16 protein-coding genes are annotated in these 19,362 nt (G+C 70.9%); 11 read left to right on the top strand and 5 right to left on the bottom strand.

Annotated elements, in window-relative coordinates; genetic code table 11:
• Window positions 1-93: 93 nt before the first annotated feature.
• Window positions 94-333: a heavy-metal-associated domain-containing protein gene (locus tag ACIPC1_RS05060; protein ID WP_402513274.1), complete on the bottom strand. Its 240-nt coding sequence runs from the start codon at window positions 331-333 to the stop codon at window positions 94-96.
• A gap of 98 nt (window positions 334-431) precedes the next feature.
• On the bottom strand, window positions 432-1,382 hold the full coding sequence (locus ACIPC1_RS05055; protein ID WP_402513272.1) for a PrsW family intramembrane metalloprotease: 951 nt from the start codon (window positions 1,380-1,382) through the stop codon (window positions 432-434).
• A 199-nt stretch (window positions 1,383-1,581) separates the two neighbouring features.
• Between ACIPC1_RS05055 and ACIPC1_RS05050 the strand changes: the two genes are divergently transcribed.
• Entirely contained in the window at window positions 1,582-2,616 is a 1,035-nt protein-coding gene (locus tag ACIPC1_RS05050; protein ID WP_402513270.1) for a zinc-dependent alcohol dehydrogenase family protein, read from the top strand.
• Between the two features lie 40 nt (window positions 2,617-2,656).
• On the opposite strand, the gene ACIPC1_RS05045 is transcribed toward ACIPC1_RS05050, so the two are convergent.
• Both ACIPC1_RS05045 and ACIPC1_RS05040 read right to left on the bottom strand, forming a co-directional pair.
• Window positions 2,657-2,857 carry a helix-turn-helix transcriptional regulator gene (locus ACIPC1_RS05045; protein ID WP_402513269.1) on the bottom strand — a complete coding sequence of 67 codons (201 nt, stop codon included), beginning with the start codon at window positions 2,855-2,857 and terminating at the stop codon, window positions 2,657-2,659.
• Between the two features lie 288 nt (window positions 2,858-3,145).
• Complete coding sequence (locus ACIPC1_RS05040) at window positions 3,146-4,075, bottom strand: sugar phosphate isomerase/epimerase family protein (RefSeq protein WP_402513268.1); 930 nt, start codon at window positions 4,073-4,075, stop codon at window positions 3,146-3,148.
• Between the two features lie 125 nt (window positions 4,076-4,200).
• Between ACIPC1_RS05040 and iolC the strand changes: the two genes are divergently transcribed.
• From iolC to ACIPC1_RS04995, 9 genes are all read left to right on the top strand, one after another.
• Window positions 4,201-5,151, top strand: coding sequence for a 5-dehydro-2-deoxygluconokinase (iolC, locus tag ACIPC1_RS05035; protein ID WP_402513266.1), 951 nt, complete (start codon window positions 4,201-4,203; stop codon window positions 5,149-5,151).
• 287 nt (window positions 5,152-5,438) lie between these two features.
• Entirely contained in the window at window positions 5,439-6,350 is a 912-nt protein-coding gene (locus ACIPC1_RS05030; protein ID WP_402513425.1) for a deoxyribose-phosphate aldolase, read from the top strand.
• A gap of 7 nt (window positions 6,351-6,357) precedes the next feature.
• A complete protein-coding gene (gene iolB, locus ACIPC1_RS05025; protein ID WP_402513264.1) occupies window positions 6,358-7,173 on the top strand; it encodes a 5-deoxy-glucuronate isomerase in 816 nt (271 codons plus the stop codon).
• A gap of 8 nt (window positions 7,174-7,181) precedes the next feature.
• A complete protein-coding gene (iolD, locus tag ACIPC1_RS05020) occupies window positions 7,182-9,104 on the top strand; it encodes a 3D-(3,5/4)-trihydroxycyclohexane-1,2-dione acylhydrolase (decyclizing) (RefSeq protein ID WP_402513262.1) in 1,923 nt (640 codons plus the stop codon).
• Window positions 9,105-9,118: 14 nt separating this feature from the next.
• A complete protein-coding gene (gene mmsA / locus ACIPC1_RS05015) occupies window positions 9,119-10,621 on the top strand; it encodes a CoA-acylating methylmalonate-semialdehyde dehydrogenase (RefSeq protein ID WP_402513260.1) in 1,503 nt (500 codons plus the stop codon).
• A 326-nt stretch (window positions 10,622-10,947) separates the two neighbouring features.
• Complete coding sequence (locus ACIPC1_RS05010) at window positions 10,948-12,357, top strand: APC family permease (RefSeq protein ID WP_402513259.1); 1,410 nt, start codon at window positions 10,948-10,950, stop codon at window positions 12,355-12,357.
• A gap of 130 nt (window positions 12,358-12,487) precedes the next feature.
• On the top strand, window positions 12,488-15,145 hold the full coding sequence (locus tag ACIPC1_RS05005) for an alpha/beta fold hydrolase (RefSeq protein WP_402513258.1): 2,658 nt from the start codon (window positions 12,488-12,490) through the stop codon (window positions 15,143-15,145).
• Window positions 15,142-16,005 carry an ABC transporter permease gene (locus tag ACIPC1_RS05000; protein WP_402513256.1) on the top strand — a complete coding sequence of 288 codons (864 nt, stop codon included), beginning with the start codon at window positions 15,142-15,144 and terminating at the stop codon, window positions 16,003-16,005. Before ACIPC1_RS05005 ends, ACIPC1_RS05000 begins: the two co-directional genes overlap by 4 nt.
• A 153-nt stretch (window positions 16,006-16,158) precedes the next feature.
• Complete coding sequence (locus tag ACIPC1_RS04995) at window positions 16,159-17,736, top strand: von Willebrand factor type A domain-containing protein (protein ID WP_402513255.1); 1,578 nt, start codon at window positions 16,159-16,161, stop codon at window positions 17,734-17,736.
• Between the two features lies 1 nt (window position 17,737).
• On the opposite strand, the gene ACIPC1_RS04990 is transcribed toward ACIPC1_RS04995, so the two are convergent.
• Complete coding sequence (locus ACIPC1_RS04990) at window positions 17,738-18,313, bottom strand: TetR/AcrR family transcriptional regulator (protein WP_402513253.1); 576 nt, start codon at window positions 18,311-18,313, stop codon at window positions 17,738-17,740.
• A 176-nt stretch (window positions 18,314-18,489) separates the two neighbouring features.
• On the opposite strand from ACIPC1_RS04990, the gene ACIPC1_RS04985 reads away from it, so the two are divergent.
• Entirely contained in the window at window positions 18,490-19,311 is an 822-nt protein-coding gene (locus ACIPC1_RS04985; protein WP_402513251.1) for an SDR family NAD(P)-dependent oxidoreductase, read from the top strand.
• Window positions 19,312-19,362: the final 51 nt, after the last annotated feature.

Here is a 19,362-nt window from a genome sequence, read left to right as displayed (position 1 = left end):
CCGGCTCCAAGGAAAGAACCGGGCCGTACGGAGCCAGTATCAGCTGGTCGGTACGGCCCGGTGGGGAGAGCTAGGTGATACGCGGAGGTCCGCTCAGGCCTTGCCGACAAGCTCGAAGCCCGCCTCGTCGACCGCGGCGCGCACCACGTCCTCGTCCAGCGCGGTGGCGGAGACCACGGTGACCTCACCGGTGGAGGACACCGCCTTCACCGAGCTGACGCCGGCGATCCCGGAGAGCTCGCCGGAGACGGAGCCTTCACAGTGCCCGCAGCTCATTCCGCTCACCTGGTAGACGGTCGTGACGGAACCCTGGGTGTCGGTCTGCGCGGTCATGGCGTTACTCCTCATTGAGGCAGGTCGGGCGTGCGTACGTAGAGCGGGGGAGGAGTCCTGTGGCTCCAGGGTTTCCTCCTGCTACGCAGGCTATACCCCTAGGGGGTACTTCTCCAAGTGGGGTCCCGACGGGCCAGCGAGCGCACCCAGCCGATGCCGGCGAGCGAGACGATGACCATGGCGCCGATCGAGAACAGCGTGAACAGATGCTTCTGCTCGCCGGTGGGCTGCGGGATGTAGCCCTGCGCGAACAGCGCCTTGTCGAGGCCCGTGTCGGTCAGCCGCGCCACCAGCCAGAGTGCGATGCCGTGCGTCGAGTCCCACAGGGCGTGCAGCAGTGAGACGCCGAGATAGGTGCCGAGCACGGGCCGGTTGAACTGGAAGCGCCCGCTCGGATGGCGGTACGCGAGCAGCACCGCGCCCGCGATCGCCGTCCACAGGCCGTGCCCGAAGGGGGCGAGCACCCCGCGCAGGATCTCGGTCTCCAGGAGTGCGCGCAGGTCGACGCCCTTGAGCGAGACGGCGGCGTTGAACGCGTACCCCGCGCTCTCCAGGGCCGCGAAACCGAACCCGACGGTCGCGCCGAGCACGAGCCCGGACCGCAGTCCGTGGATCCGGGGATGCCGGCGCAGCATGAACATCAACGCCGCGAGCTTCACCGCCTCCTCGATCAGCCCGACGCCGACGTACATCCACAAGGAGGGGTGCAGCAGGTAGTACTCCATGACCGACGCGCCCAGCACGCCGAGGGTGCCGCCGGTCAGGAAGCAGCCGAGGATCAGGTTCACGCCCAGGTCGCGGCCGTGCCGCTCGTACGCCCAGAGCACGAAGGTGACGGGGACCAGGAAGCTGCCGAGCAGGATCAGGGTCGGCAGCAGGGTGGTGTTCTTGGTCGCGTACGTGACGATCGCGGTCAGCACCCAGAGCGCGAGTCCGCCCCACAGGCAGTGCTTCCAGAGTCCGGCACGGATCGGCAGGTACGACGACGGGGGCTGCTGGGGTGCGGGGATACGGGCTTGAGGTGCACCGGGCGGCTGATTCTGGGTCACGGCTCATCCCTCGGGCTCGGACAGAGGCTGTCCATTCGGGCGGAGGCTGTCCACGGGGGCGTCGGCTGTCCGACCGGGACGGATTTGTAGAACCCTATGGCGAACAGTCCGGCGCCGCAGTTCGGGAAAACTGGTCTCCAGGAACGGTGATCTGCGCACCGAAGGCGACGGGTGACGGACGAAGCGAGGGGTGAGACGGATGCGGGCAGTGGTGTTCGAGCGGTACGGGGAGCCGGCCGAGGTGCGTGAGGTGGCCGATCCGGCGCCCGCGGAGCACGGTGTCGTGGTGCGGGTCGAGGCCACCGGGCTGTGCCGGAGCGACTGGCACGGCTGGATGGGCCATGACCCGGACATCGCGCTGCCGCACGTGCCGGGTCACGAACTCGCCGGGGTCGTCGAGGCGGTGGGCTCCCGGGTGTCCGGTTGGCACCCCGGGGACCGGGTCACCGTGCCGTTCGTGTGCGCCTGCGGAAGCTGTCCCTCGTGCGCCGCGGGAGACCAGCAGGTGTGCGAGCGCCAGACCCAGCCGGGGTTCACCCACTGGGGCTCCTTCGCGCAGTACGTGGCCCTGGAGCACGCCGACGTGAACCTGGTCGCGGTGCCGGAGGAGCTGTCGTACGCGACGGCGGCCTCGCTGGGCTGCCGGTTCGCCACGGCCTACCGTGCGGTGGTCGCGCAGGGCCGGGTGGCCGCGGGGGAGTGGGTCGCCGTACACGGCTGCGGTGGCGTCGGTCTGTCCGCCGTGATGATCGCGGCGGCCGCCGGGGCACGGGTCGTCGCCGTCGACGTGTCGCCCCAGGCGCTGGACCTGGCCCGCAAGTTCGGGGCGGCGGAAACCGTGGACGCGTCGGGGGCGGTGGACACGGCGGAGGCGGTACGCGAACTGACCGGCGGCGGCGCCCACTTGTCACTGGACGCCCTCGGATCGCCGGTCACCTGCGCGGCCTCGGTGAACGGCTTGCGCCGCCGGGGCCGCCACGTCCAGGTCGGGCTGCTGCCCGTGGCTCCCGAGATCCCCATGTCCCGGGTGATCGGCCTCGAACTCGAACTCCTCGGCAGCCACGGGATGGCGGCGCACGCCTACCCCCGGATGCTGGAGCTGGTGCGGGCCGGCGTACTCCGCCCCGATCTCCTGGTCACCGCCACCATCCCGCTGGACGCGGCACCGGCCGCGCTGGCGGCGATGGGGACGGCGCCAGGAGCCGGCGTGACGGTCATCGAGCCGTGGACGTGACTGTGCCCCGCGCACGGGCGGGGCACAGGGGAGGAAGGGGTCAGGCCTCTCTGCGACCGCGGTTTCCCGGCCGGGCGGCGACCCAGGCCCGGACGGTGTCCGCGTACCAGTAGGGCTTGCCGCTCTCCACGTGGTCGGGCGGGGGGAGCATTCCGTGCTTGCGGTACGACCTCACGGTGTCCGGCTGCACCTTGATGTGCGCCGCGATCTCCTTGTACGACCAAAGCCTGCGGTCGGTCATGAGTGGCACCTCCCTGCGCGTACCGCGGCGGCGGCCGGGGGCGGCCGTCGGGGGAGCCGGGCACTGCGCTGGTGATCAACAAACCCTGTGCCCCGTGAACGACACAGAGTGAGCGCCGGGAAGTGCCTGTGGTCCGGGTGTGACCCAAGACCCGCGTACACGCGACATGTGTGACGGGAAGGGGTCATTTGTGACAGGAGCGATGCAATTGGCAGACGGTCACCAGTAGGCCGGGTGGGCCCGCCGAGCCCCGAGCACTCGGCGGGCCCATCCCACAGCGCCCCCGTACTACGCCCCGCAGGACCTCAGGAACGCCCGCGTGCGCTCCGCGATCGGCAGCGGCTTGTCCGGCGGACACGGGTACATGTCCTGCTCGACGATCGCGAAGAGCTCGACGTCCAGCTTCTGTGCGGCGGCCAGGACGGGCTCCAGATCAGGTACGCCCGTCGGCGGTTCGCACATCACGCCACGCGCCACGGCCGGACCGAACGGCACCTCGTCCGCCCGCACCTCGGCCAGCACCGCCGGATCCACCTGCTTGAGATGCAGGTACCCGATGCGTTCCCCGTACGTCTCGATGAGCTTGACGCTGTCGCCGCCGCAGTACGCGTAGTGCCCGGTGTCCAGGCACAGCGACACCAGCGAGGAATCCGTCGCGTCGAGGAAACGCGTGACGTTCTCCTCGCTGTCGATGTGCGTGTCGGCATGCGGGTGGACGACGATCTTCAGCCCGTACCGCTCGCGCACCTCGTGCGCCAGCCGCTCGGTCTGAGCGGTGAGATTGCGCCATTGTGCGGGCGTCAGCGTGCTGTCCTCCAGCACCTCGCCCGTCTTGTCGTCCCGCCAGAACGCGGGGATGACCACCAGATGCTCGGCGCCCATCGCCTGGGTGAGCGCCGCGATGTCCGAGACGTGCGCCCAGGTGGACTCCCACACCTCGGGGCCATGGTGCAGCCCGGTGAAGACCGTGCCGGCGGAGACGGTGAGCCCGCGCTTGGCGGTCTCGGCCTTCAGGACGGCTGGATCGCTGGGGAGATAGCCGTACGGGCCCAGCTCGATCCACTCGTAGCCGGACCCGGAGACCTCGTCGAGGAAGCGCTGCCAGGGGACCTGCTGAGGGTCGTCCGGGAACCAGACGCCCCAGGAGTCGGGAGCCGAACCGATCCGGATACGGGACAGTGAGGACGGAGGCGATGCCTCCGGTGACAACGACGTCATGGGCGTCAGCTTCCGGCGGCCTCCAAGGACGTGTCAATACCTCGTCCGAATGTCTGGACAAAACGTTGACAGGGCTCCCCGGACCCGACTAGACCTTTGGGTGCAGCCGAAGCGAAGGGAACTCGATGGCGTACGACCTGATCACCATGGGGCGGATCGGCGTGGACCTCTACCCGTTGCAGACGGGGGTTCCGCTGGCGCGGGTGACCACGTTCGGGAAGTTCCTCGGCGGCTCGGCGACGAACGTCGCGGTGGCCGCGGCCCGGCTCGGACGGCGTACGGCGGTGATCACGCGCACCGGTGACGACCCCTTCGGCAGCTACCTCCACGAGGCGCTGCGCGACTTCGGCGTCGACGACCGCTGGGTCACCCCGGTCCCCGGCCTGCCCACCCCGGTCACGTTCTGTGAGATCTTCCCGCCGGACGACTTCCCGCTGTACTTCTACCGGCAGCCCAAGGCCCCCGACCTGGAGATCGACGCCCACGAGCTCGACCTCGACGCCGTCCACGAGGCCCGCATCTTCTGGATGACGGGCACCGGCCTGAGCGAGGAGCCCAGCCGCACGGCGACGCTCGCGGCGCTGGCCCACCGTGCCAGGTCCGGTACGACGGTCTTCGACCTCGACTGGCGCCCCATGTTCTGGACGGACCCCGACTCCGCCCGCCCCTTCTACGCCGAGGCCCTGCGCCACACCACCGTCGCCGTCGGCAACATCGACGAGGTCGAGATCGCCACCGGCGAACGCGAACCGCATGCCGCCGCCCGCGCCCTGCTGGACGCCGGCGTCGAGCTCGCCGTCGTCAAGCAGGGCCCCAAGGGCGTCCTCGCCGTCCACCGCGACGGCACCTCCGCCGAGGTCCCGCCCCTCCCGGTGACCGTCCTGAACGGCCTCGGCGCCGGCGACGCCTTCGGCGGCTCCCTCTGCCACGGCCTGCTCGCCGGCTGGGACCTGGAGCGGATCATGCGGTACGCCAACGCCGCGGGCGCCATCGTCGCCTCCCGCCTGGAGTGCTCCTCCGCGATGCCGACCCCGGCCGAGGTCGAGGACGCACTCACCGCAGGAGCGGTGCTGTGAGGGCGGGCCAGGTCGGGGGCGCGAGACACGAGGGCGGCGATCCGGCGCCTCACGAGGGCGGAGGCTCGGCCGCGCGCGAAGGCGGCGCTCCCGCGACGTATGAAGGCGGTGACGCTGGCGCTCGCGAACGCGGTGGCTCGGCTGCACGCGAGGGCGCCGATCCGGTACTGCGCAAGGATGGCGGCACGGCTGCACGCGAGGGCGCCGATCCGGCGCCGCGCAAAGGCCGTGGCTCGGCTGTGCGCGAGGGCGGCGACCCGGCGTCGCGCAAAGACGCCGGTACAACCGTGCGCAAAGGCGGCCATCCGGCGCCGTACGGGCGAGTCGACGTAGCCGACCTCGTCCGCACCCGCACCCACCACCCCGAAGCCATCGCCGAGGCCGCGGCCCGTCGCCTCCGCCGCCCCCTCGTCAACGACAGCGGCCGTCTGATGATCGTCGCCGCGGACCACCCGGCCCGCGGATCCCTCTCCGTCGGTGACCGCAAGTTCGCGATGGCGAGCCGCGCCGATCTGCTGGAGCGGCTCTGCATCGCGCTGTCCCGCCCGGGAGTCGACGGGGTCCTCGCCACCGCAGACATCCTCGACGACCTGCTGCTGCTCGGCGCGCTCGACCACAAGGTCGTGCTCGGGTCGATGAACCGGGGCGGACTCGCGGGCGCCTCCTTCGAGTTGGACGACCGGTTCACCGGGCACCGCCCGCAGGACATCGAGCGGCTCGGCTTCGACGCGGGCAAGCTGCTGCTGCGCATCGACTACGACGACCCGGGATCGCTGCGCACCCTGGAGTCCACCGCCCGTGTCATCGACGAGATGGCGCAGCGGCAACTCCCGGTGTTCGTCGAGCCGTTCCTCTGCCGTCGCCGCGAGGACGGCACCCTCCGAAACGATCTCAGCGCCGAGGCCGTCACCAAGTCCATCGCCATCGCGAGCGGCCTCGGCGGCAGTTCGGCGTACACCTGGCTGAAGGTCCCCGTCACCGAGAACCCCGACGACATGGCCCGCGTCATGGAGACGTCCACGCTGCCCGCCGTACTCCTCGGCGGCGATGTCGGCGAGGACCAGGAGGGCGCGTACGAGAAGTGGCGCGGCGCGCTTCAACTCCCCACCGTCCAGGGCCTGGTGGTCGGCCGTTCGCTGCTCTACCCGGCGGACGGCGATGTGACCGCGGCCGTGGACACCGCCGTCGGACTGCTGTGAGGACCGGATGACCAGCAACGGCCTGTACGTCCCGAAGGGGAGCGCTGCCAACGCGCGGTACGTCCTCGACATCGACCCCAAGCGGGCCGGCTGGACCCACAGCAGCCTGCGCGTCGTCGAACTCGCCCCCGGCGGCACGCACACCTTCACCACCGGCGACAGCGAGTGGATCGTGCTGCCGCTCAGCGGCGGCTGTACGGTGGACATAGAGGGCGAACACTTCCAAATCCTGGGCAGGGACAGTGTGTTCAGCGGGGTCACCGACTTCGCGTACCTGCCCCGCGACGCCCGGGCACAGATCGCCTCCGGCGCGGGAGGCCGCTTCGCCCTGGCAGGAGCGAAGTGCGAGCGCCTACTCCCCGCCCGCTACGGCCCCGCGCCGGAGGTACCCGTCGAAGACCGCGGCAGCGGCAACTGCGCCCGCCAGGTGCGCAATTTCGCCTCCGCCGACGCCTTCGAGTGCGACCGGCTGATTGCCGTCGAGGTCATCACACCCGGCGGCAACTGGTCCTCGTATCCGCCCCACAAGCACGACGAACACCGGCCGGGCCTGGAGTCGGAACTCGAGGAGATCTACTACTTCGAGATCGACGGCCCGAACGGATTCGGCTATCAGCGCGTATTCCCTTCGCACGAGGGCGGATCCGACGTCCTCACCGAGGTCCGTACCGGCGATGCCGTCCTCGTTCCCGACGGATGGCACGGCCCGTCCATCGCCCAGCCCGGCCACGCGATGTACTACCTGAACGTGATGGCGGGACCGGGGGAGGGGCGGGAGTGGCGGATCTGCTTCCACCCAGAGCACACCGAGGGGTACCAATGACGGATCCGATGGCAACGGTGCCAAGGGCGACGAAGGTGTCGAGGACGCCGGACGCGACGACCAGGCTGACGGTCGCCCAGGCGCTGGTGCGGTTCCTGGCCGCGCAGTACACGGAACGGGACGGCGAGCGGCGGCGGTTGATCGGCGCCACCTGGGGGATCTTCGGCCACGGCAACGTCGCCGGGCTCGGCCAGGCGCTCGTCGAGTACGCGGACGAGATGCCGTACCACCAGGGCCGTAACGAACAGTCCATGGTGCACGCGGCAGTTGGCTTCGCGCGTCAGTCCAACCGGCTCGCCACGCACGCCGTCACCACGTCCATCGGCCCCGGCGCCACGAACCTGGTGACCGGCGCCGCGCTCGCGACGATCAACCACATCCCCGTCCTGCTCCTCCCCGGCGACACCTTCGCGACCCGCCCCGCCGATCCGGTCCTCCAGCAGCTCGAAGTCCCGTACGCGGGCGATGTGTCGGTCAACGACTGCCTGCGCCCGGTGTCGAGGTACTTCGACCGGATCACCCGCCCCGAGGCTCTGATCCCCGCCGCCCTCCAGGCGATGCGGGTGCTCACCGATCCGGTCGAGACGGGCGCGGTCACGCTCGCGCTGCCGCAGGACGTGCAGGCGGAGGCGTACGACTGGCCGGACGAGTTCTTCGCGGAGCGGACCTGGACCGTGCGCCGCCCGGCGGCCGACGTGTCCGAACTGACCGCCGCCGTAAGGGCGATCCGCGAGGCCCGTCGCCCCCTCATCGTCGCGGGCGGCGGCGTCCACCACAGCCGCGCCGAGGACGCGCTCGCCGAACTCGCCGCTGCCACCCGCATTCCCGTCGCCTCCACGCAGGCCGGCAAGGGCTCGCTGCGCTTCGACCACCCGCAGGACGTCGGCGGCATCGGCCACACCGGCACGGCGACGGCCTGCGAACTCGCCCGCACCGCCGACCTGGTGATCGGCGTGGGTACCCGCTACACCGACTTCACCACCGCCTCCGGCACCCTCTTCGCCGGCTCGGGCGTCCGCTTCCTGAACCTCAACATCGCGCCGTACGACGGTCACAAGCTCTCGGGGATCCCGCTGATCGCCGACGCGCGCGCCGGACTCGAAGCCCTCACCGAGGCCTTGCTGCTGCACAAGCACCGCACCGAACCGGCGTACGCCACCGAGTACAGCGACGACAAGGAGCGCTGGGAGTACCGGGTCGACGCGGCCTACGAGGCCGAGGACCTCGACATCCGGCCCACCCAGCCCCAAGTCCTCGGCGTCCTGGACGAGTTGGTCACGGAGGACGACATCCTGATCAACGCGGCCGGCTCACTCCCCGGCGACCTGCACAAGCTGTGGCGGGCACGGTCGCGGGACCAGTACCACGTCGAGTACGGCTACTCGTGCATGGGCTACGAGATCCCGGCCGCGATCGGCGTACGGATGGCGGCGCCCGACCGTCCCGTCTGGGCGCTGGTCGGCGACGGCACGTATCTGATGATGCCGACCGAGATCGTCACGGCCGTGCAGGAGGGCATCGCGATCAAGGTCCTCATCCTGCAGAACCACGGGTACGCCTCCATCGGCGGCCTCTCCGAGTCGGTGGGCGGCGAACGCTACGGCACCGCGTACCGCTTCCGGGCCGAGGACGGTACGTACGCGGGGGCGCCGCTGCCGGTGGATCTCGCCGCCAACGCGGCCAGTCTGGGGATGCGCGTCCTACGCGCGAAGACCGTCCGTGACCTGCGTGCGGCCCTCGCCGAGGCACGGAGCGCGGACACTCCCACTTGTGTCTACGTGGAGACCGAAACGGCAGACACAGTGTCGGGCGCGCCTCCGGCCCAAGCCTGGTGGGATGTACCTGTGGCCGAGACCGCGACCCGTTCGTCGGCGGTCAAGGCGCGCGAGGAGTACGAAAGGCACGTCGCCGCCCGACGCCGCCATCTGTGAAGGAGTTCTTGGCCATGACGAAGACTGTCGACCACTGGATCGGTGGCAAGGCTGTCGAGGGTGCGTCGGGTACGTACGGGCCGGTCACCGACCCGGCGACCGGCGCCGTGACCACGCGGGTCGCCTTCGCGACCGTCGACGAGGTGGACGCCGCGGTCGCCGCCGCGAAGGACGCGTACGCGACCTGGGGCCAGGCCTCGCTGGCCAAACGGACCACGATCCTGTTCAAGTTCCGCGCGCTGCTGGATGCCAACCGTGACGCGATCGCCGAGCTGATCACCGCCGAGCACGGCAAGGTCCACTCGGACGCGCTCGGCGAGGTGGCGCGCGGCCTGGAGATCGTCGACCTGGCCTGCGGGATCACCGTGCAGCTGAAGGGCGAGCTGTCGACCGAGGTGGCGTCCCGCGTCGACGTGGCCTCGATCCGGCAGCCGCTCGGGGTCGTCGCGGGTATCACGCCGTTCAACTTCCCGGCCATGGTGCCGATGTGGATGTTCCCGCTGGCCATCGCGTGCGGCAACACCTTCATCCTGAAGCCGTCGGAGAAGGACCCGTCGCCCGCGATGAAGATCGCCGAGCTGCTCGCGGAGGCCGGTCTGCCGGACGGCGTCTTCAACGTCGTGCACGGCGACAAGGTGGCCGTCGACCGCCTCCTGGAGCACCCGGACGTCAAGGCGGTCTCCTTCGTCGGCTCGACCCCGATCGCCCGCTACATCCACACCACCGCAGCCGCGAACCACAAGCGCGTCCAGGCCCTGGGCGGCGCCAAGAACCACATGCTGGTCCTCCCGGACGCCGACCTGGACGCGGCGGCCGACGCGGCCGTGTCCGCGGCCTACGGTTCGGCGGGCGAGCGCTGCATGGCGATCTCGGCCGTGGTCGCGGTCGGCGCGATCGGCGACGAGCTGGTGGAGAAGATCCGCGAGCGCGCCGAGAAGATCAAGATCGGCCCCGGCAACGACCCGGCCTCCGAGATGGGCCCGCTGATCACCGCCGCCCACCGCGACAAGGTCGCCTCGTATGTGACGGGCGCGGCGGCGCAGGGCTCCGAGGTCGTCCTCGACGGCACCGGCCACACGGTGGAGGGCTTCGAGGACGGCCACTGGATCGGCCTCTCGCTGCTCGACCGGGTGCCGGTCACCTCGGACGCGTACCGGGACGAGATCTTCGGCCCGGTGCTGTGCGTGCTGCGCGTGGAGACGTACGAGGAGGGCGTGGCCCTCATCAACGGCTCGCCGTTCGGCAACGGCACCGCGATCTTCACGCGGGACGGTGGCGCGGCCCGTCGCTTCCAGCTGGAGATCGAGGCGGGCATGGTCGGCGTGAACGTGCCGATCCCGGTCCCCGTCGGCTACCACTCCTTCGGTGGCTGGAAGGACTCCCTCTTCGGCGACCACCACATCTACGGCAACGACGGCACGCACTTCTACACCCGCGGCAAGGTCGTCACCACCCGCTGGCCCGACCCGGCCGACGCCCCCACGGGCGTCGACCTCGGGTTCCCGCGCAACCACTGAGACCCTCCGGCAGGGCTACTGAGACCCTCCGGCAGGGCTTGTGAGGCCGTCCGTATCGCGGACGGCCTCACTTTTTTCTTCGCCCGCGCTGCGGTTCCCGTAGGGAGGCAAGAAACCCCTGCGCTTGACCTGTTGTGCCCTGATGGGCATTCGGGAGGCCTTCTGGGTGCGGATTCCGTAGGTGAACAGCCATTGACGCACGGTTTCCGTCAAGGTTCCATCAACGCCGGGAGCGGACAAAGAGATGAACGACACGAGCCGCCGGAGGCGATAACGCTCCCGCCCGAGCCATCTGACGCACGACACGAGTCGATCGGAACCGCCGCATGACCGACACGCTCCGCCCTGTCGAGACCGCCGTCCCGGACACCGCCCCCACGGCGTCCGACGGCCCCCGCAAGCTCAAGCGCTCCATCGGCATCGTCGGCGGCACCCTGCTGACGCTCTCCTGCGTGACCCCGGCCTCCACGCTCTTCGTGGTCGTGCCCGACCTCTTCTCGTCCCTCGGCACGGCGACCGCGCTCACCATCGCGATCGGCTCCCTGCTCTGTATCGCCGTGGCGTTCTGCTACTCGGAGCTGGGCACCCTCATCCCCAGCGCGGGCGGCGAGTACGCCATGGTCTCGACGATGGCCGGCCGGCTCGCGGGCTGGCTGGTCTTCGTCCTCTCCCTTCTGGTCGTCATGATCGTGCCGCCGGTGATCGCCATGGGCACCGCGGACTACCTGGCACCGATCGTGCATCTGAACCCCTCGATGGCGGGCGCCGGCGTGATGCTGCTCGCCACCCTCGCGGGCCTGCTCGACCTGCGGGCCAACGCCTGGATCACCGGCGTCTTCCTGGTCCTCGAAGTCATCGCGGCGGCCGTCGTGGCGGTCCTCGGCTTCTCGCACAGCGAGCGCGGCCTCGGCAGCCTCACCTCGATGCAGGTGGCCGGATCCGGAGGCCATACGGACACGGTGACCGCCATGCTGGTGGTCTCCGGACTCGCGATCGCGCTCTTCATCACCCAGGGCTTCTCGACCGCGGTCTACCTCTCCGAGGAGCTGGAGAACCCGCGCCGCAACGTCGCCCGCACCGTCCTGGCCACCCTCGCCATCTCGACGGTGATCATCCTGGTCCCGGTCGTCGCGATCACCATGGGCGCCCCCGACCTCGCCGCCCTCACCGGCGGCGACATCAGCACCATGGTCACCGCCTGGTCGAACTCCGCCGTCGGCACTTTCGTCAGCCTCTGTGTGGCCCTCGCGATCATCAACGCCGGCATCGTCATGGTCATCCAGAACTCCCGCGTCCTGTTCGCCTCGGCCCGCGACAAGGCCTGGCCCGAGCCGGTCAACGGCGTCCTGTCCAGGCTCGGCCGCTACGGCTCCCCGTGGGTCGCCACCCTCCTGGTGGGCGTCCCCGGCGCGGCCCTCTGCTTCGTCAACCTGGACACCCTGTACGGCGTCACGGGCGTCTCGGTGACCGGCATGTACCTGCTCGTCGCGGTCGCCGCACTGTTCGCCCGGCGCGGCCCGCACACCCACACACCTGCCTGGCGCATGCCCCTGTGGCCCGCCGTACCGGTCCTGCTGATCGCCGTCCTTGCCTACATCCTCAGCATGCAGGAGGCCGAGTACCTCCTGTGGACCGGCGGCATCGTGGCCGTCGCCACCCTGTACTGGGCCTTCTACCTGCGGCCGCGCCGCGAGACCCGGTGGCTGGTGTCGATCCCGGAGGACGCCCGGGCATAACCGGACAGTCGGGCAGGCAGCTCGTACCACGGTCGCGGTATGCCGGGCCGGTCCCGTACTCCCGTGGGAGGGGCGGGGGTTCAGACCGGCGGCGGCATCGGTTGACAGCGGTGGGCCTTACCGTTGACGCATGGATCTTCGACTGCCCCGACCCCGGGTGCCCGTACTGCGGAGGCCGCGACGGTGGATCGCCGCCGCGGCCGCCGTCGTGGTGCTCGCCGGCGCCGGGACGTGGACGGCTGTCGCCTCCGACGACGCCCCGTCCGTACAGCGCGCCGACCGCCTCATGGACATGGGCGACGGGGTGAACATCGACACCTCGTACTTCACCGCGGGACCGAGCGCGGACCGCCGCCCCGCCGTACTCCTCGGGCACGGCTTCGGCGGCAGCAAGGACGACGTGCGGGCGCAGGCCGAGCAGCTCGCGCGGGACGGATACGCGGTGCTGACCTGGTCGGCGCGCGGCTTCGGCAAGTCCACGGGCAAGATCGGGCTGAACGACCCGAAGGGCGAGGTCGCCGACGTCTCCAAGCTCATCGACTGGCTGGCGAAGCGCCCGGAGGTCCAGCTCGACAAGACCGGTGACCCGCGCGTGGGCGTCACCGGCGCCTCGTACGGCGGGGCGATCGCTCTTGAAGCCGCCGCCTACGACCAGCGGGTGGACGCGATCGCCCCGGAGATCAGCTACTGGAACCTGTCGGACGCGCTCTTCCCGAACGGCGTCTTCAAGAAGCTCTGGGCCGGCATCTTCATCAACTCCGGCGGCGGCTGCGACAAGTTCGAGCCCCAGCTGTGCGAGATGTACAACCGTGTCGCGGAGTCCGGACAGCCGGACGCGGCGGCCACCAAACTCCTCGAGGCACGCAGCCCCTCCGCGGTCGGCGACCGCATCAAGGTGCCCACCCTCATCGTGCAGGGCCAGACCGACTCCCTCTTCCCGCTCGGCCAGGCCGACGCCATGGCCCAGCGGATCCGCGCCAACGGCGCACCCGTGGACGTCGACTGGATCTCCGGCGGCCATGACGGCGGCGACCTGGAGGCGGACCGCGTCCAGGCCCGGGTCGGCTCCTGGTTCGACCGGTATCTGAAGGACGAGACGGGCGTCGACACCGGCCCCGCGTTCCGCGTCACCCGCACCGGAGGCGTCGACTCCACCGACGGCGCCGCCCTGCTCCGGGGCGCGAGCGGCGACACCTACCCCGGTCTGGAGAGCGGCGAGCACGCCGTGGCGCTGGCCGGCCGCGAGCAGAGCTTCGAGAACCCGGCGGGCGCGAACCCGCCCGCCATCTCGGCCCTCCCCGGCCTCGGCGGCGCGGGCGGCCTGTCCCAGCTCTCCTCCCTGGGCGTCGGGGTGTCGCTCGACTTCCCGGGCCAGTACGCGCAGTTCGTGTCCGCCTCCCTCGGCAGCGACCTGCGGATCACCGGATCGCCCACGGTGACCGTGCACGTCACGTCCAGCACCGATGAGGCGGTCCTCTTCGCGAAGGTGTACGACGTCGGCCCCGGCGGCGGACAACAGGTGCTCCCGTCCCAGCTGGTGACCCCCATCCGGGTCGAGGGAGCCAAGGCGGGCAAGGACGTCACCATCACCCTGCCGGCCATCGACTACGAGGTGCAGGAGGGCCACCGGCTGCGCCTGGTCCTGGCCTCGACGGACCTCGGCTACGCATCGCCGTCGGCCCCGGCGACGTACACGGTCTCCCTGAAGGGCGACCTCAAGGTCCCCACCGCCCCCGCCGTGACGACGGCCGCCGCGGCGCTCCCCTCCTGGGTGTGGTGGCTGCCGCTCGCCGGAGCACTGGTCGCGCTCGCCCTGCTGCTGACCGGCCGCCGCCGGACGACCGCCGCGCCGCCCGACCCCGAGCTGGCCGAAGTCCCGCTCCAGATCACCGACTTGAGCAAGCGGTACGCGAAGTCGGCGGACCGGTACGCGGTACGGGAGCTGTCGTTCCGCGTGGAGAAGGGCCAGGTCCTGGGTCTCCTCGGGCCGAACGGCGCGGGCAAGACGACCACCCTGCGCATGCTGATGGGCCTGATCAAGCCGGACGGCGGCGAGATCCGCGTCTTCGGCCACGAGATCCAGCCGGGCGCGCCGGTCCTCTCCCGGGTCGGCGCCTTCGTCGAGGGCGCGGGCTTCCTCCCGCACCTCTCGGGCCGCGACAACCTGGAGCTGTACTGGCAGGCCACCGGCCGTCCGGCCGAGGACGCCCACCTGGAGGAGGCCCTGGAGATCGCGGGCCTCGGCGACGCGCTGGCCCGCGCGGTCCGCACCTACTCCCAGGGCATGCGCCAGCGCCTGGCCATCGCCCAGGCCATGCTCGGCCTCCCGGACCTGCTGATCCTCGACGAGCCCACCAACGGCCTCGACCCGCCGCAGATCCGTGAGATGCGCGAGGTGATGATCCGCTACGCCGCCGCAGGCCGCACGGTCATCGTCTCCAGCCACCTGCTGGCCGAGGTCGAGCAGACCTGCACCCACCTGGTGGTCATGGACCGCGGACGGCTGATGCAGGCGGGCCCGGTCTCCGAGATCATCGGCTCCGGCGACACTCTCCTCATCGGCACCGGGTCCCCTGTGGACGAACCGGTCGCCGAGAAGATCGGCGCGCTGCCGGACGTGGCCTCGGCCGTCGTCACGGACGACGGGATCCTGGTCCGGCTCGAAACCGGCGCAAGCGCACAGCGCCTGGTCGTGGAGCTCGTACGGCTCGAAGTACCCGTGGAATCGGTGGGCCCGCACCGCCGACTCGAAGACGCCTTCCTCACCCTGATCGGGGGCAACGCATGAGCACCCTCGTCGAGCGGGCCGAGACGGCCGACGGATACCGGGCACGGCGGACACTGCCGCTGCGTGTGGAGCTGCTCCGGCAGCTGAAGCGGCGTCGCACCCTCGTGATGGGGGCGATCCTCGCGGTGCTGCCCTTCGTGCTGGTCGCGGCCTTCGCGATCGGCGGTACGCCGGACGGGCGGGGCAACCAGATCACGCTGATGGACACGGCCACCGCGTCGGGAGCGAACTTCGCCGCGGTGAACCTCTTCGTCTCCGCGGGCTTCCTGCTGGTGATCCCCGTCGCGCTGTTCTGCGGAGACACCATCGCCTCGGAGGCGAGCTGGTCCTCGCTGCGCTACCTGCTGGCGGCGCCCGTGCCCCGGGCCCGCCTGCTGTGGTCCAAGCTGACCGTCGCGCTGGGCCTCAGCCTCGCCGCGATGCTGTTGCTGCCGATCGTCGCCCTGGTGGTCGGCACCGCGGCCTACGGCTGGGGCCCCCTGGAGATCCCCACCGGCGGTGAGCTCTCCGCGGGCACCGCCGCACAGCGCCTGCTGGTCGTGGTGGCGTACATCTTCGTCTCCCAACTGGTCACCGCGGGGCTCGCGTTCTGGCTGTCGACCAAGACGGACGCCCCCCTCGGCGCGGTCGGCGGAGCGGTCGGCCTGACGATCGTGGGGAACGTGCTGGACGCCGTCACCGCCCTCGGCCACTGGCGCGACTTCCTGCCCGCACACTGGCAGTTCGCCTGGGCGGACGCCGTCCAGCCACAACTGGAGTGGTCCGGCATGATCCAGGGCGCCGCGATTTCGGTAACGTACGCGCTCGTCCTGTTTGCCCTGGCCTTCCGGGGTTTCCGGCGCAAGGACATCGTGTCCTAGGTCTCCGGAGGATCACCTACCGGTCTCGACGGCCGCCCGCCGTGGCCGCTTCGAGATCCATCCGCAACGCTCCGTCACGCACAGCTCGGCCCCCTCGGACGTCACAGTCACAGACGTAGGCCCATATACAGGCCGCTCACCGAGGGGGCACAGATGGGGAACGACCACATACGGGCGAGGGCTGTCACCACCCGCAGCCGTCGACTGCACGGCACACTGCTCGCCCTGACCACCGCGGGCGCCCTGCTGCTCACCGGATGCAGCGGCGCGGGCGGCAGCGACCACGGCTACTCATCGGACCGGAACGACGGCACGGCCCCACTGCCCGCCCCCGCCTACCCGTCGGGTACCGCGCAGGGCGAACAGAGCGGTGAGCAACAGGGCGACGAGGGCCGCGAGTTCGCCCCGTCCCCCGACTACCTCTCCACCTTCGCCCTGGACGTCGACACCGCCTCGTACGGCTACGCCCGCCGCACCCTCGCGGACGGCAGGATGCCCGACCCGTCGACGATCCGCCCCGAGGAGTTCGTCAACAGCTTCCGGCAGAACTACGAACGCCCCGACGGCAACGGCTTCTCGGTCACCGTCGACGGCGCCCGCACCGACGACGAGGACTGGTCGCTCGTCCGGGTCGGCCTCGCCACCCGCGCGGAGGAAGGGGACGACGAACGCCCGCCCGCCGCCCTCACGTTCGTCATCGACGTGTCCGGCTCCATGGACGAACCGGGCCGCCTCGACCTGGCCAAGGACTCCCTCGCCGTGATGACGGACCGTCTCCGCGACGACGACTCGGTCGCCCTGGTCACCTTCAGCGACGAGGCCGAGACCGTCCTCCCGATGACCCGGCTCGGCGACCACCGGGGCCGCGTCCACGACGCCGTCGACCGCCTGGAACCCCAGTCCTCGACCAACCTCGGCGCCGGCGTCGAAACCGGCTACGCCACCGCCACCGAGGGCCTGCGTGAGGGCGCCACCAACCGGGTCGTCCTCGTCTCCGACGCCCTCGCCAACACCGGTGACACCGACGCCGACACGATCCTGGAGCGCATCGCGGACAACCGCCGCGAGCACGGCATCACCCTCTTCGGCGTCGGCGTGGGCAGCGACTACGGCGACGAGCTGATGGAACAACTCGCCGACAAGGGCGACGGCCACACGACGTACGTCTCCGACACCGAGGACGCCCGCGAGGTCTTCTGCGAGGAACTCCCGCAGAACATCGACCTCACCGCCCGCGACGCCAAGGCACAGGTCGCCTTCGACCCGGAGACGGTCGAGCAGTTCCGGCTCATCGGCTACGACAACCGCCAGGTCGCCGACGAGGACTTCCGCGACGACCGCGTGGACGGCGGCGAGGTGGGCCCCGGCCACACGGTGACCGCCCTCTACGCGGTCCGCACCAAGCCCGGCACCTCCGGCCACCTCGCCACGGCGAGCGTCCGCTGGCTCGACCCCGAAACCCGCTCCCCGCACGAGGAGTCCGGCCAACTGGAGGCCGGGGCCCTCGACGACAGGCTCTGGACCTCCTCCGACGGCCTCCAGGTCGCCGCGGTCGCCGCGTACTTCGCCGACGCCCTCCGCCAGGGGGACGAGCGCTGGACACGACTCCCGGGCAGCCTCCCCCTGAGCGAACTCGGCTCCCGCGCCGACGAGTTGGCGCACAGCACAGAGGACAAGGCGGTACGCGAACTCGCCGACGCCATCGAAACAGCGACCGGCATGAGGAGCTGAGTCAGACGGCGCCGGGCCGCCGCCCGGCGCCGTACAGCAGCGTGTCGACGACGAGCGTCGCCAGGGCGTCGGGATCGGGGTCAGGCCGCTCGTCGCCGTGCAGGGCCTCGCCGATCAGGGCGTAGTACACGCGGCGGACCCACTCCAGATCCGCGGCCGGGTCGAGCAGACCCTCGTCCCTGGCTCGTCCCAGGAGTTCGACGCAGCGCGCCCCGACCTGGTCCCAGCCCGCCGCGGCGGCGCCGCCCTCGTCGGCCGGCCGCCCCAGGGCATAGCTCCAAGCCCCCTTGATCCGCAGCACGTTGGCGGTCACGCGATGCAGCGCGACCAGCGGCGGCGCCGTGTCGGGCCGCGCGTCCTCGATGGCCTGCCCGAGCTGCCGTACGGCTGACTCGGCGAGCGCCTCGATCAGCGCCTGCCGGCTGGCGAAGCGCCGGTGGACCGTCGTCCTGGCCACCCCGGCGGCCTCGGCGACCTGCTCCATGGACGCGCCCGGATCGGCGGCGAGCACCCGCTCGGCCGCCTCCAGAATCGCGCGCACACTGCGCTCGGCATCGGCCCGTAGCGCTCGGCCCATGGGCTCCTCCACTCGGTCGGCTCCTGTACCCCCACTCGACGTAGATGGTACGCCTGAGTCGCTGTTCCTCAGGTATCTGCGTCAGTCTTGTTGCAATTAACAGAATAAAAGCTACAGTGGTGTCTTAGTTAGAAGTTCGACTCGTCTTCACCCCGCCCTTCTGAAGGGGAACAGCCATGACCAGCACATCCACCGGACCCACTGCCCTCATCACCGGTGCCTCCTCCGGGCTGGGCGCCGAGTTCGCCACCCAGCTCGCCGCCCGCGGCCACGACGTGATCCTCGTCGCCCGCTCCCGGGACCGCCTCGAAGAACTGGCCGACCGGCTGCGTACGGCGTACGGCGTCCAGGCGCACGTCCTGCCCCAGGACCTCGCCGAACCCGACGCCGCCGACCGCGTCGCCGAGGCCCTCGCCGCCCGCGGTCTCACCGTCGACCTGCTGGTCAACAACGCCGGCTTCGGCACCTGCGGCCGCTTCGAGGAGATCGACCCGCGACGCGAGCACGACGAGATCATGGTCAACGTCGTCGCCCTCGTCGACCTCACCCACGCCGTGCTCCCCGGCATGCTGGAGCGCGGCTCCGGAGCCGTCCTCAACGTCGGCTCCACGGCGGGCTATCAGCCGTCCGCGTACTTCACGGTCTACAGCGCCACCAAGACCTTCGTCCTCAACTTCTCGCTGGCGCTGCGCCAGGAGTACCGGGGCCGCGGCATCCGGGTCACAGCCCTGTGCCCGGGCCCGGTCGAGACGAACTTCTTCGAGGCGATCGGCACCCGCAAGGCCGCAGTGTCGGGCTCGTTCACCACCTCGGAACCGGTCGTCCGCGCCGCCCTGCGCGCCCTCGACCGCGACCGCGCCTACGTCACCCCGGGGCTGGGCAACGCACTCGGCGCCCACCTGAACCCGCGCCGCCCACGCACCCTGGTGGCGGCGATCGGTGAGCGCATCACCCGCAAGGTGCTGGAGCCGGAGTCCTCCGGACCCGCGACCACCTGAACCGGCCAAGCACAATCCGTTGAATTTCCGTTACGCCTGGGTAAGTTGACC

Origin of the sequence: Streptomyces sp. NPDC087263 (assembly GCF_044744645.1) — a bacterium.
Classification (GTDB): Bacteria; Actinomycetota; Actinomycetes; order Streptomycetales; family Streptomycetaceae; genus Streptomyces.
Note: the sequence above shows the minus strand (reverse complement) of the source record. Positions and strands in the feature narration are given on the sequence as shown.

What these genes read in the sequence shown, in the direction of transcription:
- ACIPC1_RS05060 (WP_402513274.1), bottom strand. Translation starts at nt 333, where the DNA reads ATGACCGCGCAGACCGACACCCAGGGTTCCGTCACGACCGTCTACCAG.
- ACIPC1_RS05050 (WP_402513270.1), top strand. Translation starts at nt 1,582, where the DNA reads ATGCGGGCAGTGGTGTTCGAGCGGTACGGGGAGCCGGCCGAGGTGCGT.
- ACIPC1_RS05045 (WP_402513269.1), bottom strand. Translation starts at nt 2,857, where the DNA reads ATGACCGACCGCAGGCTTTGGTCGTACAAGGAGATCGCGGCGCACATC.
- ACIPC1_RS05040 (WP_402513268.1), bottom strand. Translation starts at nt 4,075, where the DNA reads ATGACGTCGTTGTCACCGGAGGCATCGCCTCCGTCCTCACTGTCCCGT.
- iolC (WP_402513266.1), top strand. Translation starts at nt 4,201, where the DNA reads ATGGCGTACGACCTGATCACCATGGGGCGGATCGGCGTGGACCTCTAC.
- iolB (WP_402513264.1), top strand. Translation starts at nt 6,358, where the DNA reads ATGACCAGCAACGGCCTGTACGTCCCGAAGGGGAGCGCTGCCAACGCG.
- iolD (WP_402513262.1), top strand. Translation starts at nt 7,182, where the DNA reads ATGGCAACGGTGCCAAGGGCGACGAAGGTGTCGAGGACGCCGGACGCG.
- mmsA (WP_402513260.1), top strand. Translation starts at nt 9,119, where the DNA reads ATGACGAAGACTGTCGACCACTGGATCGGTGGCAAGGCTGTCGAGGGT.
- ACIPC1_RS05010 (WP_402513259.1), top strand. Translation starts at nt 10,948, where the DNA reads ATGACCGACACGCTCCGCCCTGTCGAGACCGCCGTCCCGGACACCGCC.
- ACIPC1_RS05005 (WP_402513258.1), top strand. Translation starts at nt 12,488, where the DNA reads ATGGATCTTCGACTGCCCCGACCCCGGGTGCCCGTACTGCGGAGGCCG.
- ACIPC1_RS05000 (WP_402513256.1), top strand. Translation starts at nt 15,142, where the DNA reads ATGAGCACCCTCGTCGAGCGGGCCGAGACGGCCGACGGATACCGGGCA.
- ACIPC1_RS04995 (WP_402513255.1), top strand. Translation starts at nt 16,159, where the DNA reads ATGGGGAACGACCACATACGGGCGAGGGCTGTCACCACCCGCAGCCGT.
- ACIPC1_RS04990 (WP_402513253.1), bottom strand. Translation starts at nt 18,313, where the DNA reads ATGGGCCGAGCGCTACGGGCCGATGCCGAGCGCAGTGTGCGCGCGATT.
- ACIPC1_RS04985 (WP_402513251.1), top strand. Translation starts at nt 18,490, where the DNA reads ATGACCAGCACATCCACCGGACCCACTGCCCTCATCACCGGTGCCTCC.